Here is a 16,154-nt window from a genome sequence, read left to right as displayed (position 1 = left end):
ACTGGACAAGCGCGGCGCGCGGCGTCACCAATGGGAAAAAAGCAAAGGAAAGCCCATGAAAGCCCTGCATAGTGATGTCGATGCCGACGGTCTGCGCGAATTTTCGGTCGTGTTCACTGACCGTTCGGTGAATCATATGAGCCAGAAATTCCAGGCCGCGATGCGCCAGATCTCGGAAAAGCTGCGCGGCGTCTACAAGGCCGACCATATTGCGCTTGTGCCGGGTGGCGGCACCTTCGCAATGGAAGCTGTCGCGCGGCAGCTCGCCGGTGGCCAGGATGTGCTGACCATTCGCAACGGCTGGTTCTCTTTCCGCTGGAGCCAGATTCTGGATGCCGGTGGCTTTCACAAAAGCCACAGCGTGCTGAAGGCCCGCCAAACCAGCCCCGCAGCCAAGGCCCCGTTTGCACCTGTGCCAATAGACGAAGCGGTTGCCGCGATTGCCGAACAGCGCCCCGGCGTGGTCTTCGCCCCGCATGTGGAAACCTCGTCCGGCATCATCCTGCCCGACGACTATATCGCCGCGCTGGCCATCGCGACCCATGATGTGGGCGGCATTCTGGTGCTGGATTGCATCGCCTCGGGCTGCATCTGGGTGGATATGGCGGCACTGGGCGTCGATGTGCTGATTTCGGCGCCGCAAAAAGGCTGGTCCTCAACCCCCTGCGCGGGGATTGTCATGCTCAATGATCGTGCCGAGTCTCTGGTGCAAAGCCGCGCCTCCTCCAGCTTTGCCGGAGATTTGCGCACATGGCTGAAAATCATGAAAGCCTATGAAGGCGGCGGCCATGCCTATCACGCCACCCTGCCCACCGAAGGGCTGCTGATGCTGCGCGACGCGATCATCGAGGCAGAGGCCGTGGGCTTTGATCGGCTCAAAGCGGCGCAAGCCACGCTTGGCCGCCGTGTGCGCGAGGCCTTGGCGCAACGAGGCATCGCCTCGGTCGCCGCCCAAGGGTTTGAAGCGCCCGGCGTTGTCGTCAGCTATACCGATGCGGCCGATGTGCAGAACGGCAAGCGCTTTGCGGCCAATGGGCTGCAAATTGCTGCCGGTGTGCCGCTGCAATGCGACGAGCCGGCAGGGTTTTCAACCTTCCGCCTTGGCCTGTTCGGGCTGGACAAACTGGCCGATGTCGAAGGCACGGTCGCCACGTTGCAAACCGCGCTCGATGCAGCCGGCCTCAACGGTTGAACCCGCGCAACGGCGCGGCGCGGCGCGGGTGCTGTGTCGCGGTGGGGGCTGCGCTCAACGCGCCGCCTTGCTGGCCTTTGGGATATAGTTGAAATGGCTGAACCGGGCGGGCAGCCCCTGCCCGGTTACATCAAACGCCACCATGCCCACAAAAGCGCCGGTAAAGCTGGCATGTTCACCGCGCCCGCCTTCATCGGAAATCAGGCTTGCATCCAGCGCCGGGCCAATCGCCTGCCAGTCTCCGCCCTGACGCCAGAAAAACTGCTGGCTGGCATGATCAACCTCAACCGCCAGCTCCACCGGCCCCGCGCCCAGCGCAACCGGTGCCGCCAGCGCAAAGCTCAGCGCGCCTTCGGGCCAATCCCCAAGGCATGACATGATGCTCAGCACCCGCCCCTGCCCCGGCTCATGCGTGACCATCAGCGCGTGGAACTTGCTGCGGTTGTAATATGTCGTCAGCCCCGCCGCCTGCTGATAGGCTTCAGGCGCAAATTCAACCCGCGTTTCGGCACGATACTGGAAATGCTCTTGCCGCCGCGCCACCAGCGCCTGTTCAAACCAACTGCCAATGCTCTCGCGGCCAAACAGCGAAAGCGCGCCGTCGCCCAGCGCAAAAATGCGGCTTGGCTCCGGCGTGCGCAGCCATTGGAACGCATCCGGCAGCCGCGACCCGTCAAACACATCGCGGCTTGCGGTTTCTGGCGCGGGCATGGCATCGGTTGGGCTTGGCACTTCAAGGCGCGCCAAGCGGCCCCCGGCTTGCAGATACAGCCAATCATCATCGCCCCAAACGCAGCGCTCTATCCCCGTTTCGCGCCCCATCGGGCAGAATCGGCCCGGCAGGGGGCGGCCCATCAGGAAGGTGTGATAGGTCTCGCCCCAATGGGTTTCAACAATCTGCCCATGCCCCGTGCGCTGGATCGGGTGGTCCGGCGCATCGGCGGCGCACAGCAAATGCCCGTCGGGCTGGGTTTCATAGGGCCCCCAGATGTCGCGTGACCGCGCCATCGTCACCGCATGGTCATAGCCCGTGCCGCCCTCGGCCACGGTCATATAATACCAGCCCTTGCGTTTGAAGATATGCGGCGCCTCGCTCAGCCCGCGCGGCGAGCCTGCATAGACATTGCGTACCGGGCCGAACAGACCGCGCGCCGCGCTCCATTCCTGCAGCAATATCCCGTCGAAGCTGGCATGTTTCGGGTTGCCGCCCGTGCCCTCGCCCCGATGGTTCCACTGCATATTCATGAAGTATTTGCGCCCGTCATCATCGTGAAACAGTGACGGGTCAAAGCCGGATGAGTTCACATAGATCCGGTCGCTCCAGTCGCCATCAATCGTGGTGCAGGTGGTGATGTAGTTATGCGCATCCTTGAACGCGCCATCCAGCCGTTTTACATCGGTATAGACCAGCCAGAACCGGCCATCGGCATGGCTAAGGCACGGCGCCCAGATGCCGCAACTATCGGGGTTGCCGCGCATATCAAGCAGCCCGGCGCGGTTCAGCGGGCGCGCCACAAGCCGCCAGTTCACCAGATCGCGCGAATGATGGATCTGCACCCCCGGATACCATTCAAAGGTCGAGGTGGCGATATAGTAATCCTCACCCACACGGCAGATGGACGGGTCGGCATTGAAGCCCGGCAGAATGGGGTTTCTGATCATCCTGCGTGCCTATTCCGACGACTTTGCCCAAAGGTTGATGTTTTCCTCATCGGCATAGGTGTCGATCAGCGCCAGTTCTTCGGCGGTAAAGTCGAGATTGTTCACCGCACCCGCGCAATCCACCACCTGCGAAGGCCGGCTCGCCCCGATCAGCGCGCTGGTAATGCCACCATCGCGCAGCACCCAGGCAATTGCCATTTGCGCCAGCGTTTGCCCGCGGCTTTCTGCAATTTCATTCAGCTTTCTGATATTGGCAATCGCCCTGTCCGACAGCATTTTCTGGTCGAGCGATTTATCCTGCGCCGCGCGGCTATCCTGCGGCACACCGTTTAAGTATTTTCTGGTCAGCATTCCCTGGGCCAGCGGTGTAAAGGCAATCGAGCCGATGCCAAGCTCGGCAAGGGTCTCCTTCAGCCCGTCGCGCTCTACCCAGCGGTTCAGCATGTTATAGCTTGGCTGGTGAATCAGGCAGGGCGTGCCAAGCTCTTTGAGTATAGCGGCCGCCTTGCGGGTAGTCTCGGAATTATACGATGAGATTCCCGCATAAAGCGCGCGGCCCGAGCGCACGATATAATCAAGCGCACCCATCGTTTCTTCCAGCGGCGTGTCGGGGTCAAACCGGTGGGAATAGAAAATATCGACATAGTCGAGCCCCATGCGTTTGAGCGACTGATCACAAGACGAAACCAGATACTTCCGGCTGCCCCATTCGCCATAGGGGCCATCCCACATTTCATAGCCCGCCTTGGAGGAAATGATCAGCTCGTCCCGGTAAGGTGCAAAATCTTCCTTCAAGATCGAGCCAAAAGCATGTTCGGCCGAACCCGGTGGCGGGCCGTAGTTATTGGCAAGGTCGAAATGCGTGATGCCCAGATCGAACGCCGCATGGCACATGGCTCGCTTGGTGTCATGCGGGGTGTCGCCGCCAAAATTATGCCAAAGCCCAAGCGAGATTGCAGGCAGTTTCAGCCCGGAACGCCCAAGACGGCGATAATGCATGTTTTCATAACGGTTTTCGGCGGGTGTATAGCGCATTCATGGCTCCTGTAACGATACAGCAGTTAACGCGCAACGCGGCGCGGCATTCAAGGGAAAACTTCGAAACAGCGGATTTTGGCGGTGAGCGGGATTCACGCGCCGCAAGCACAAGGCGCTTCGGGCTAAAATCGGGAAGAATTGCGGGCCAAACCATTGGCAGGGGCTGAGGGACTCGAACCCACGACCCTCGGTTTTGGAGACCGATGCTCTACCAACTGAGCTAAACCCCTATGCCGTATGGTAGGCACCGATTAGCGCAACGCTTGCATCTATGCAAGAGGGGCAAGGCCCAGGGCGGCTAAAAGATTCCGTGCATTTTCCGCCCAGCGATCCTCGGGCACGGGTGCAGTTGCCAGCCGGTGCAGCAGGTCGCGGTCCCGCGCCAGCAGCCTGAGCGCCGCTATCGCATCGCCAACCACGGCATCCGGAGCAAGCAGGATTCCGTTTTCGCCATCTTTTACCGCCTCATCCACTGCACCGACCCTGCTGATGACCGGCACAGCCCCTGCGCGCTGCGCCTCCAGCACCGCAAGCGGCAGGCCCTCGGCGCGCGACGGCATAAGAAGTATATCCAGCCGCGCATAGGCCTCGGACAGTTCCGCGGGCGTGCGGGCCAGCGCGCGCCGCGTGATCCAGCCGGGAATATTCACGCCATCCGCCTCGACAACCGCCTCGACAACCGCCTCGCCAACCAGCGAAAATTCAAAGTCGGGACCACGCAGCGCTTGCGCGATTTCGATAAATCGATCCACCCCTTTCTGCCGGTCCAGCCGGCCCATGAACCCAACGCGCAAAGGCAGGCGGCCATCGCGCATGGCGCGGTGCCTGCGTTCATCAGGAAAGCCGGGGCCGTTGGGAAGGGGGAGGAGTTTGCCACGAGAAACGCCCATACCGGCAAGCCAGTTTGCTAGTTGTTCCGAACAGGTGATTATCAGATCATAAGCCGCTTCATTACTGAGCGCTAAGTAGGGTGTGCCGTTTGGGCGCCCAAAATCTGTTTCTTCTACTAAATGTTCCCAAGTCACGGTTTTTATTCCAGAGCGCCGCAAGTCGCCAATTCCTGAATTGACGGGACCACATCCTGCATTGACGACAATATCCATCGCAGTAAGTGGACCAAAGACTCTACCGGCCAACCATTGGCTTGGCGCACGGCCATCGGCCGTGCCCAGATAGCGCGCACCCGACCAATCGCGAAGTTCACTTCGAGTAATCTGATGGATCGCCTCGAACGGTGCGCATAACCAGGTTTCGGCTTGCACCGCTTGATCACCATACAGAAATAGATGTGGAACAGCGCCTAGATCGCGAAGCGAAGCTGCTAGCGCCACTGCACATTTTTCTACTCCGCCAAAGCGCAATATAGGCAGTATGATGCCAATATTTCTGCCTGTCTTAATCTGCCCAGGTAAATGAAACCCGCCAAAGTTCAATGCCTTAACTTCAGCAAACAAGTCGCGAGCGCTAGGAATGCTTGCGGGCTTGCGCCACTGCGCCACGTTCCCGATCATAGCATAATTGTAGCCTGATTCTGAGATCCGCCCAACAAAATCTGTCGCGGCTTCAACCGCTTGTGTGCCAAAATTTTCGGCCTTAGGCGCCTGTACCTCAAGCGGCGAAATCGTTCCGCGTGACATGAGCCGGGTCATGACATCCATGAGATCATGACCCTGTAGAGCAAACTCAATGTGCTGGGCGGGCAATGCCAAGAGTGCTGCGTTGGCGATTCGCTCCCACCCCTTATCGGAATGGCGCATTTCAGGAACGAGTGCGATGCTGTTTGAGGCACGAAATCGAACCGCGCCTATGTGCCCGTCGGCGGCGCTTGCTTCAAGCTCGAGCAGGACCGATTCCAAACGCCTGACCTGCTTCAAATAAGCTATTGCCTCAGATGATCCAAACACCCAGGTCTGCGGGCGGCGGCTCTCAAATGAATTGATTTGGTCAATGAACCATCGCCTTTCCATTTCTTCTGCCGCAAGCAGATTTCCCCTTGGATAATCTCCAATTTCTGCCTGGCTGTTTCGCAACACGAAAGCAAATCTTGACCATTCCTGCGCATATATTTCTGCCAAACGCCCAGAACCAAACAACCACCTGTGCCGCATGCGCAATGACTGGATGTTTGTCTGCCCTTGCGCATGCGCAGCACTCAACATTGAATGTCCACGCTTGCGGTAACGGAAAAACGCCATCGGCACCGCGTAACCACGAAACCCAAGCTTGGCGGCGCATAACCAAAAATCCCAATCTTCAAATCCGTTGCGCAACTCTGGCGCAAATCGGACTCCGGCTTCAAATACACGCCGCCGAACTAGTGATCCGGCATCGCACATGTTTGAAACAGCCATCCGCGAAAGTGACCATGCACCACCATGATGCTGCGGCCCATCAAGACCAAACATGTCGAAATTCGGGTAAAACCAGTCTTGCTCTGGATGCGCATGGCTAAGTGAATCAAGTAACTGCAAGGCATTCGGGTCGAGCCTGTTATCTGCATCCAAAAAGAATATCGCCGATACGTCACCATCACGCAGTGCATATTCAATTCCAGCGTTCCGCGCCGAAGAAAGCCCGTCATTCGCCTGGGTAAGCAAAGTAATTTTCTCGGGCGCGCGTTGTCGCCATGCTTCCAATGCAAGCGCCGTTTCTCGGTCTGGGCAGCCATCGTTTACGATAATCAAGTTCCAATTAATCTCGCCGCGCTGATTAAAAAGTGTCGTAATTGCTTCATCTGCAAACCCGGCCTGTCGCCAAACCGGCAGAACAATTGCGAATTTCGTAACCTCGACGCTCATACTCTGCTGCGAGATAACTTCAACGCCCACAATTTTATGACAGAACCAGGATGGGCATTTTCCAAGCGCAGAACTATATCGACTTTCGGACTACGAGCGTGATCTGCCAAACGGGTTAACTGCGTTGCATTTATGAAACTGCCCTGTGGTAAGCGGTAACTATCCGTTCCAACTTTAATAACGCCCGGCAAAGTAGTTGAGAAGGTCGCGACGGCACCATCGTCGCCAAGAAACTGCAAAAACGCTTCAATGTCACAATCCGTTTCCAACGATACGTTGCGCATAACAACGAGTGCCTTGCCGCTCGGCTCGGGTCGCAACTCAATGCTGCCTTGTTCCTGAATTGTGGTATAACTGCCAATCAGTGCAAGCGGAACCGGTAGGTCGACAGAGGTGAGGTATGATATCTGCGACGCAGCCAAAGCTGCAGAAACTTTGCCGATTTTTGGCAAGCCCACGCCGGGCAAACCGCCCCAGATTTTTAACGCAAGGGGCGCTGCAAGCTCACAGCCATTCTTAAAGGCACGCAAATGATTAAATGGCACAGGTAGCGCAAGCCCTATTTCCGCATCACCCGATACACACCGAAGATCAACAGAACAGTCTTCGTCATCGCCAGATACCCCATGTGGCAAACGCAGCCGTGCCCAACCGCATTTTTCTGTCAATGCGATGTTATCAAACGCTGCAATACATTCGCCATTCCACCGCACCAGTTGCGCGGACAGCTCGCACCTGCCCAGGCCGTCCTTCACCCCAGCATAGATGTCGACCGCCGCCAAGCCACGGCTACTGCATGGTAGGGCTAGCCGAATCGTCTGGCCAACCTGCAGCTGTATGTAACCACTGCCTCGTGGAAATTCCCGCACAAGGCTGAACTTTGGCGCAAGCATTGCGTTCAACCATGACTCGGTTTCAACAAAGTTTCGCTGCACCAGCTCCTGCTGGAAACGAATCTCGGCGAGTGATTTGCGCGCACCTCCTAGTTGTTCAGTAGCTGATTCCAACGCATCAATTGCCCAACGAACAGCAAGCGCCGCAATATCTAATCCGTCTACCAATTTCTCCAACGGTAGCCTTGCCGCTTCTATGTTGGCTCGCGTTGCGGCAGGCAGCTTCGTGATATCGCGTTCATTCAGGATAAACCCAAGTGGTAACGGGGAGACAAGTGTGCCTGCGTTACATCTCAACCAGACATTAAAGTTGCAACACGGAATATAGTCTAGAGTCCCTGCGCTTACAACAATATACCCGCGGTTCATCAATGTACTTGGTTCGCGATCCATGCCTGCCAATTATTCCAAATCAAGGTCCAGTCAAGAATGACGCCCTAATCGATGTGAAGCAAGCGCATTCCTCTAGGCTCAGGACCCATTAAACTGCTTGCTCGATCACGGATTGATAGATTCATTGGCAGCATGCGGAGGTGTTCCGTTGAGCGAATTGTTTTGGCCGAGCGCAACGCAGATGCGTCGGATTGAACCCCGATTTCCGCTGTCTCATGGTGTGCCGCGCATCGATGACCGGCGGGTGGTGAGCGGTATTCCCCTCCACATTCGACAAACACACCTACAAATGGCGCCATCTTGTCGAGAATTTCTTCGGAAAACTCAAGGAAAACAGAGGTATCGCAATGCGATCATGCAAAACGGACCAAAGCTTCAAGGCCTTCATTTCAATCGCCGCAGTCATCATTCAAACTAGTCACCTGAATCTAAAGTTCGCCGCATAGGGTTTGCTGGGTTCTCTGGCAGAACCTCTTGACGGAGGCGAGGATTTCGTCGGCGGGTTTGACCCATTTGTATGGCTTTGTGTTCTCATTGTGGGCGTCGATAAATGCGGCGATATCGGCCTCGAGTTCCGCCGTTGAACGGTGGACGCCGCGTTGCAGTTGCTTGCGCGTCAGTTCGGCGAACCAGCGTTCGACCTGATTGATCCATGACGCAGAGGTCGGCGTGAAGTGGACATGCCAATGCGGCCTGCGCGCCAGCCATGCCTTGATCTTCGGGGTTTTGTGGGTGGCGTAATTATCCATGACGATATGCACGTCCGGACCTGCGGGCATGTGCTGGTCGATCCGCTTCAGAAAGTCCAGAAACTCGGTCGCGCGATGCCGTTTGTAGCATTTTCCGATCACGACGCCGGTGGCGATATCCAGCGCCGCAAAGAGCGAGGTCGTGCCGTGGCGGATATAGGTATGGGTTCTGCGCTCGGCGACACCAGGGGCCATGGGCAGGACGGGTTGTTCGCGGTCAAGAGCCTGGATTTGCGATTTCTCGTCCACACACAATACGATAGCCCGGTTCGGCGGCGACATGTAGAGGCCAACGATATCCTGCACCTTGTCCACAAACAGCGGATCGGTCGACAGCTTGAACGTCTCGCTCCGATGCGGTTGCAAGCCGAACGCATTCCAGATCCGCCGCATTGTCGTGTGAGACAGCCGCGTCTCAGCCGCCATCGAGCGGATCGACCAATGCGTGGCATCCTTGGGCGTGGTGTTCAACGTGCGCTCGATCACTTCGGCCACCTGCTCATCGGCGACCGTGCGCGGGCGGCCCGGGCGGTATTCATCTGTGAGGCCCTCAATCCGATCCCGGACAAAACGCCTGCGCCACTTTCCAACTGTATGTTCATGCACCCCAAGCTGCACCGCCACTGCCTTGCTCGGCAAGCCTTCGGCGCACAGCAAGATCATCCGGCAACGGTCTGACAGCGAACGTGGCGCTTTGTGCCGCCGAACCTGACCCTCAAGAAACCGCCGCTCCTCCTCACTCAGCACTACCGCGTCCGCAACCCGTCCCAACATCTGACCTGACCCCCTGAAACTCCTCCGGTTTGATGTAGAGTCCGCCCAACCAAAGGACGGACAAATGAAAGCACGGTTCACGGACGAGCAGATCATTGCGATGATCAAGGAGTAGGAAGCTGGTGAGAAGACCGCCGATGTATGTCGGCGGCATGGGATCAGCTCGGCGACGTTCTACAAATACAAATCGAAGTATGGCGGCATGGAACCCTCGGATGCCAAGCGACTGCGGGCGCTGGAAGATGAGAACGTGAAGCTGAAGAAGTTGCTGGCGGAACAGATGCTCGACAATGCCATGCTGCGAGACATCAATTCAAAAAAGTGGTGACGCCCGAAGCGAAGCGACAAGCGGTGGTTCACCTGTGCGAAGCGCACGGCGTGAGCCAGCGGCGGGCGTGTGATGTGCTGCAGATTGATCGATCGACGGTTCGATATCAGTCGATCCGTGACGATGATGGCGATCTGCGTGAGGTCATAAAACGGGTTTCTCGTGAACGGCGCCGGTTTGGATATCGGCGCATCCACGTCATGATCGCGCGCGAGGGCCACATCGTGAATCATAAGAAGTTGAGGCGCATTTATGTCGAGGAGAAGTTGCAAGTGCGCCGTAGGGGTGGTCGGAAACGGGCCTTGGGCACAAGAAAGCCAATGGTGCTGCCGGATGGCCCAAACCAACGCTGGAGCCTGGATTTCGTGTCTGATGCGCTGACAGACGGTCGTCGCTTCCGCATCTTGGCGGTCGTTGATGACTTCAGTCGTGAGAACTTGGAGCTGGTGGCTGATACATCGCTGTCAGGTCACCGCGTTGCCCGTGAGTTGGATCAGATCATCGCCGAACGCGGCATGCCTACGACAATCGTGTCAGATAACGGGACCGAGTTCACCAGCATGGCTATCCTCAAATGGGTTCAGAAGACCGGGATCGACTGGCATTACATCGCGCCCGGCAAGCCTCAGCAGAACGGTTTCATCGAAAGCTTCAACGGTAAGTTGCGCGATGAATGCCTCAATGAAACGCTGTTTGGCACCTTGCGCGAGGCCCGAGAAACGCTGGCAACATGGCAGGAGGATTACAACTGGCAGAGGCCCCATTCAGCCTTAGGCAACCTGACGCCAATGGAATTTGCTGAGAAAATGAGCATGGACAAACTGGCAGCCTAGCGCCATCAATTTAACACCACGGACTCCGCGCAAAGCTGGAGGGAACTTGGGGCGCAGGTGGTAATCTCCCCGTTTTTAACGGGGTGCGTCCGTAGAACTTACGCGGCCATTTTCAGTTTCTGGGCGGGTGTGATGCCGCCTATGCCCATGTTCGGGCGGTCATTGTTGTATGTCCATAGCCATTGCGTGGCGTGATCTTGCGCCTCCTCTATGCTTTCGATGATGTATTGATCCAGCCACTCATGCCGGACCGTGCGGTTGTATCGCTCGATGTAGGCATTCTGTTGCGGCTGGCCAGGTCGGATGTGCTGGATGGTAACCCCTTTTTCCTCGGCCCATTCCATCACCTTTCCGCTGATGTATTCCGGGCCGTTGTCGACTCTTATGGTGCCGGGCTTGCCGCGCCATTCGATGATGCGGTTGAGGCTCCGGATGACCCTTTCGGCGGGCAAGGAAAAATCAACCTCGATACCCAATCCCTCGCGGTTGAAGTCGTCCAGCACGTTCAAGAGCCGGAATGCACGACCGTCCCCAAGACGATCGGCCATGAAGTCCATCGACCAAGTCACGTTCGGTGCCTCTGGCACCGCCAGCGCATCGGGTTTGTCCCGTTTCAACCGTTTCCGGGGTTTGATCCGCAAGTTCAGCTCAAGTTCGCAGTAGATCCGGTAAACCCTTTTGTGATTCCATGGATGGCCTTTGACGTTGCGCAAATGCAGGAAGCACAGCCCAAATCCCCAAGTCTTCCGGGCCTCGGTCAACCCAACAAGCAGATCGGCTATCTGCTCGTTCTCATCCTTCAGCTTCGGGCTGTAGCGATAGCAGGTCTCGCTGACCCCGAAGGTGCGGCAGGCCAGCGCAATGCTGACTTTTCGCCGTTCCACCACCGTTTCGGCCATCTCACGGCGTTGAGATGGCCCCGTCACTTTTTTCCAAGGGCTTCCTTCAACAACTCGTTCTGCATGCTGAGTTCGGCGAACATCTTCTTCAGCCTGCGGTTCTCATCTTCCATGGCCTTCATCTGGCTGATCATGGACGCATCCATCCCGCCATACTTCGCCCGCCATTTGTAGAACGACGCGTTGCTCATGCCATGCTCACGGCAAAGCTCTGCCACCGGTACTCCGCCTTCGCCCTGGCGCAGGATCGCGATGATCTGTTCCTCTGTGTATCTGCTTGTCTTCATTCAGAATCTCCTCATGCATCTTGCCGAGAAAATTCTACTTATGCAGCCCCTTACTTTCGGGGGGGATTACCAGGTCACATCGTATCATCTCCTGAAAACCAGTTCAGACAATGATACGAATTACAGTTCCGGGTGACTAGGTGAACGTCAACAGACCCTAGAAGAAATTGGATGGCGCACGTGTTGGATCAGCGAACAGAACATCACGCGCAAGGTCAAGGGATGACCAAAACTCGTATGGCCAATATATTTTGAGTCTACCAGGCGCAAAATATACGCCTAGCCTGCCGCGATCTCTTTTAGGAATGCCTTTGGTTTAAGCTGGTTGGCTTCTAGGAAGTTGACATAGTTACGCGCGCGTTCGCTGCGGAACTCGTCATATTTGTCGGCGTCAAACTGAATGAGCGAACGCAGCGATGAACGCACCAATGGCCGGGTGCAATCCTGAACACGAATATATGGAATGCCGGTCTGCTGGCACATTTCCTCGGTACGCGTGTCGATCGTGATGACAACGCCCATCCGTTCAGCCTGAAGCGCCAACGCAATTCCGTGATAGCGTGGTCCTATGGCCAGATCGTAACGGCGCAGCGAGTCCATCCAAGCCGGAACATCATAAAATGAATAGACATAGTTGAGACAGAATGCCCTGAACTCATCATCGGTATAGTGGGGCACAATATGATTTTTGAGTCTTTGAAAAACCTCGGGTTCAATGGTGTCAAAATCGCCACGCGAAATCTTAACCATGTCGGTCATCGACTGCACAATATATTGCCCTGTGCAAGCCGGATCGAACAATAGCCCGACGAGTTGCTGTTCTATTTCTCGCACTTCGGCCCAGCTTTGATGGCCGGCACAGACAGAAATTTTCCTGACTTGCTGAATCTCATTCCAGCTATGCGCAATTTTTTGCCCCAAATCTACGGCTGGATGTATAAAATGTGATGGGCAACCGCCTGTGCAAGTTCCGTTTACCCCGAGCTTTTTAAGCTGTGATGTGGTATACGGCCCCCGCGTATAAAGATTCGATACTCCGGGGTCAGGACGATGGACATCAAGCTGTCGCACCCATTCAAGTGTGCCGGGGTCAAGCACTACATCTTGTGAAAAATCTTTAGCTTGCGCCCCAATCCCAATGCCAACCACCGGAGTTTTCAACCGAGACAGGTTTTCAGCCAGTCCGCCAAGCTTTGTGTGTGGCCCCAATTGATTGGCACAGGGCAGCACGATAATATCCGAAATCTCGTCGAGATATTCGGACTTCGCGTGCCACGGTGCAAAAGTAATATCAGCATCAATTTGCGATTGGATTGCATATACAAATGCAAGATTACCGTTGTTGTGGCCAACATTCTTATAAAGTAAATCAAATTCATGGTTCGAATACAAACCAGAGTCAAACGTCTGCCAAAGAATCGTTACACGCATCTTAATCTGTCCCTAATATAGTCGAAATTCAAGACTATGCCTTTCGCGCAGGTGTATTGTAAACAATATCGGTCCACAAATCGCAAAACGTCTCCAAGCTCAGCGGCGCGGTCATCTTCTGCCGTGCTTTCGTCAACGCGTCATCATTGCCTGCAAGCTCTAACATTTTATGACCAAGCGATATAGGGTCCCCAACTTCGAACAAATGGCCCCAGCCTTCGACTTTTTCTTTCATGCCGCCAATATTTGAAGCAATCACTGGTGAATTAGCAAGCCGCGCCTCTTGAATGACCACCGGAGAATTCTCCCACCAGACCGAGGGTATTACAATCCAACCGTAACGCGCCATCAGATCAACGGCATCGGCAGCCTGATAACGACCATGAAAGTTAAGTATATTCGGTGGGAGTGTTTCGTCTGGCCAAATTTCCTCGAAGCCTTCCTTTGTAACCCCAAAAACGTCAATGGTTAGATCCTTATTATCCGGTGACGCCGCAATCCACTGTGCTGCGCGCACAAGAATATCCAGACCTTTGGTTGGCGTTGCTTGACCAAAGAACGCAAAGCGCCGACTTAACGTTCCCAGTGGTGTTTCGATAATGTCAACATCTCCGCGCGGCGCAATACCGTTTTCAATGACACAGATGCGTCCTTCCGGCACGCCCCAAGCTTGGAACCGGCGCGCCAAGAACGCGCTTGGTGCAAAAAGCGTGTCAAATTGAGCCATGAGTTCAATCATCCGGCGTTTACGTAGCACAAAGTCTAACGCGTTGCGGTCTGGAAAGCAGCCAGCACAGGCAAGTGGGCTGGATTCATTGCAAAGTTCGCGGCCATTTGTTTTGATCATCTGACCATGATTGGCACAAATAGCCGTGAACTCATGAAGCGTGCAGACCAGGCGCGCTTCTGGTCGCAATGCGCGCAGGCGACGAATGACCCCTGCACCGATATTCCAAAAATGGTGAAAATGATAAACATCTGCCTCGAGCGAAAGAAGTAGCGCCAGAACCGCATCTTCATCTACTGCCCGCGCATGTTCCATAGTGAATGAATCCATGCCCGTTGCGCGCAAACAATAGTCACGCTCGCCAAGCTGCAAAACAATTTGATCAGGTGCAAACACCGCTTCAATCGTTTTAGGGTCGAACGCAACACCGACAAAGAACACATCACATTTAGCCACGCGCAAATGCTGAAACTGACGATAAGCCGCAACTTCACCACCCCCACTTTTGAGCAGCGGATGGGAATGGGAGATGATCGCGACCCTACTCATATTCAACCCCTGCAAACGCGTATGCGATCGCCTCGGAATCCAGACTCAGAAGGTCATAAAAAATCTTTCTACCATGCTCTTCATCGACCTGGCGGCCAGCCATACCGTCAAAGAACTGGGCTGGCGTTGCGAGCGTTACCTGCGCGCGCTTAGCCTTCCACATCGATAGGATAAGCAACCTCATTTGCGCATCAACCGAATTTAGACCCGCAAAATGCCCTGGTTCCGCTGGGAGGTTGGACATGTTGATCATGGCAATCATCGGCATGCGTCGCGCCGCGAGATTCTTCGCCAACTGAGCCATATTTGGCTTTGTGGCAATGGCAAGAATCGGATCATGCACTATTACCGTTGCGCTAACTTTTGCCAATTTAAGCACCTTAATGTCCGGAAACGGTGCAAGCTGAATAATTGATGAGCTTCTAGCAAAAACGACAATCTCGCCTCGAATATTCCATCGATCAATCGGATGGTCCGGCGCATAACAAGACACAATCATGTCAGTGTAGGCCGCCTCGTTCTGATAAGCAGCAATTGCGCGCTTTGTCGCCTTGCTCAGACTGGTATTAATTACAATCAAGTCAAACCCATGTCCAAACTCTTGGTGACAATGCCTTAGGACGTCACGAATGTCACTGTCCTGGCCGTCATGCTCCAACACAAGTGTAACGCGGCTGTCATTTATTGTGCGCGTGAAATCTGTGTTAAGTTCGATAGCTTTAATATTGGGGCGCAATGCTTCGCGTATATCAGCGTTGAATTCAGGTGAAGAAAGCTGCCCTTCAATTTGACGCACCACAACTAGCATTCGCGCGAAAGACACATCTTCAACCTCTCGCGCCAACACAAACTGGCCACGGCGATACCGGGCACTCACAACAAGCGTTTCAATCTGACCATGATCTGGATTCGTATGCACAGTCCCGACATAGCCTTCACTACCGGTCAGGCTGAACCTGTCGCCAAATGTATTTAGATCCGGTCGTAAATGGCAATCCCAATGCATTTTAAGCGGCACAAGCGCGTTTTCACATAGCGCAAAGCCGGCGCGCCGAAGTGGATGATCGGAGGTATTTGCGCGATCGGACGCTGTCCAACCGCACAACAACGCCACATTGCTGGCCTGAGCAGCCACGGCTAGATCCATTCCGCCGGCCATTTTTTGCGTTTCAGCATAATTGCCAATCATGCTTTTAATACGTGGACGCATCACAGAGACCAGTGCCGCGCCTGCAATCGAAATCTCTCCACAGCCGACTTGCAGGCAGAAATCCCAAAACGTTTCATCGACAGATTTGCTCACGAAAAGTCCGAAATTTTCGGCTACGTCGTCAATGGGAAACAGGCTGCCTTCACCCTCTGCCCGAAACTCATATCGTTGCAGGTCGCTCTGCGCCTTAACCTCGAATATCGCAATAAATCCCCGCAAGTCATTCGAACGTAGGTCTCGTCGGGGGTGGTCGGAAACCAAGAGCGGAAAAATGATATGGTCATCGCCCTGTAAATATAGCCCATTCAAACATTCTGTGTCGCACCAACCCACAACGACATGCCGGGTAGGTTCAATCCGAAAGTCGAAATCAAGGTGCAACATGTGGCTC

General features: G+C 55.3%; 10 protein-coding genes, 1 tRNA gene and 1 pseudogene. 2 read left to right on the top strand and 10 right to left on the bottom strand.

All coding sequences use genetic code 11. The features are described 5' to 3' along the window. Positions 1-55: 55 nt before the first annotated feature. A complete protein-coding gene (locus LGT41_RS06895; protein ID WP_274129381.1) occupies positions 56-1,192 on the top strand; it encodes an aminotransferase class V-fold PLP-dependent enzyme in 1,137 nt (378 codons plus the stop codon). A gap of 54 nt (positions 1,193-1,246) precedes the next feature. Here LGT41_RS06895 and LGT41_RS06890 read toward each other — a convergent pair whose 3' ends face one another. From LGT41_RS06890 to LGT41_RS06855, 6 genes are all read right to left on the bottom strand, one after another. Further along, the gene (locus tag LGT41_RS06890) at positions 1,247-2,854 is read right to left on the bottom strand and encodes a glycoside hydrolase family 43 protein (RefSeq protein ID WP_274129380.1); all 1,608 of its coding nucleotides are present in this window, start codon (positions 2,852-2,854) and stop codon (positions 1,247-1,249) included. Between the two features lie 9 nt (positions 2,855-2,863). Further along, entirely contained in the window at positions 2,864-3,889 is a 1,026-nt protein-coding gene (gene mgrA, locus LGT41_RS06885; RefSeq protein WP_274129379.1) for an L-glyceraldehyde 3-phosphate reductase, read from the bottom strand. A gap of 157 nt (positions 3,890-4,046) precedes the next feature. Then, positions 4,047-4,122, bottom strand: a tRNA-Trp gene (locus LGT41_RS06880). A 39-nt stretch (positions 4,123-4,161) separates the two neighbouring features. After that, entirely contained in the window at positions 4,162-6,690 is a 2,529-nt protein-coding gene (locus LGT41_RS06875; protein ID WP_274129378.1) for a glycosyltransferase, read from the bottom strand. Then, positions 6,687-7,760 (bottom strand): DUF6212 domain-containing protein, encoded by a 1,074-nt coding sequence (locus LGT41_RS06870; RefSeq protein ID WP_274129377.1) that lies wholly within the window; start codon positions 7,758-7,760, stop codon positions 6,687-6,689. Before LGT41_RS06870 ends, LGT41_RS06875 begins: the two co-directional genes overlap by 4 nt. A gap of 644 nt (positions 7,761-8,404) precedes the next feature. Further along, complete coding sequence (locus LGT41_RS06855) at positions 8,405-9,499, bottom strand: IS630 family transposase (protein WP_274129376.1); 1,095 nt, start codon at positions 9,497-9,499, stop codon at positions 8,405-8,407. 64 nt (positions 9,500-9,563) lie between these two features. On the opposite strand from LGT41_RS06855, the pseudogene LGT41_RS06850 reads away from it, so the two are divergent. Further along, positions 9,564-10,660, top strand: a pseudogene (locus LGT41_RS06850) (IS3 family transposase). A 98-nt stretch (positions 10,661-10,758) separates the two neighbouring features. On the opposite strand, the gene LGT41_RS06845 reads toward LGT41_RS06850, so the two are convergent. From LGT41_RS06845 to LGT41_RS06830, 4 genes are all read right to left on the bottom strand, one after another. Continuing rightward, positions 10,759-11,846, bottom strand: a protein-coding gene (locus tag LGT41_RS06845; RefSeq protein WP_274129375.1) for an IS3 family transposase whose coding sequence is annotated in 2 segments (ribosomal slippage) — positions 10,759-11,585 and positions 11,585-11,846 — 1,089 coding nt in all. Because the reading frame shifts where the segments join, the coding sequence is not laid out codon by codon here. A gap of 279 nt (positions 11,847-12,125) precedes the next feature. Beyond that, the gene (locus LGT41_RS06840) at positions 12,126-13,277 is read right to left on the bottom strand and encodes a polysaccharide pyruvyl transferase family protein (protein WP_274129374.1); all 1,152 of its coding nucleotides are present in this window, start codon (positions 13,275-13,277) and stop codon (positions 12,126-12,128) included. A 34-nt stretch (positions 13,278-13,311) separates the two neighbouring features. Then, positions 13,312-14,553, bottom strand: a complete 1,242-nt coding sequence (locus tag LGT41_RS06835) for a glycosyltransferase (protein WP_274129373.1) — start codon at positions 14,551-14,553, stop codon at positions 13,312-13,314. Next, positions 14,546-16,147 (bottom strand): hypothetical protein, encoded by a 1,602-nt coding sequence (locus tag LGT41_RS06830; protein WP_274129372.1) that lies wholly within the window; start codon positions 16,145-16,147, stop codon positions 14,546-14,548. The genes LGT41_RS06835 and LGT41_RS06830 overlap by 8 nt, the downstream gene beginning before the upstream one ends. Positions 16,148-16,154 lie beyond the last annotated feature (7 nt).

This window comes from Abyssibius alkaniclasticus, from assembly GCF_020447305.1.
Lineage (GTDB): Bacteria > Pseudomonadota > Alphaproteobacteria > Rhodobacterales > Rhodobacteraceae > Abyssibius > Abyssibius alkaniclasticus.
The sequence above is the reverse complement of the archived record's forward strand: the minus strand, read 5'-3'. Positions and strand labels throughout refer to the sequence as shown.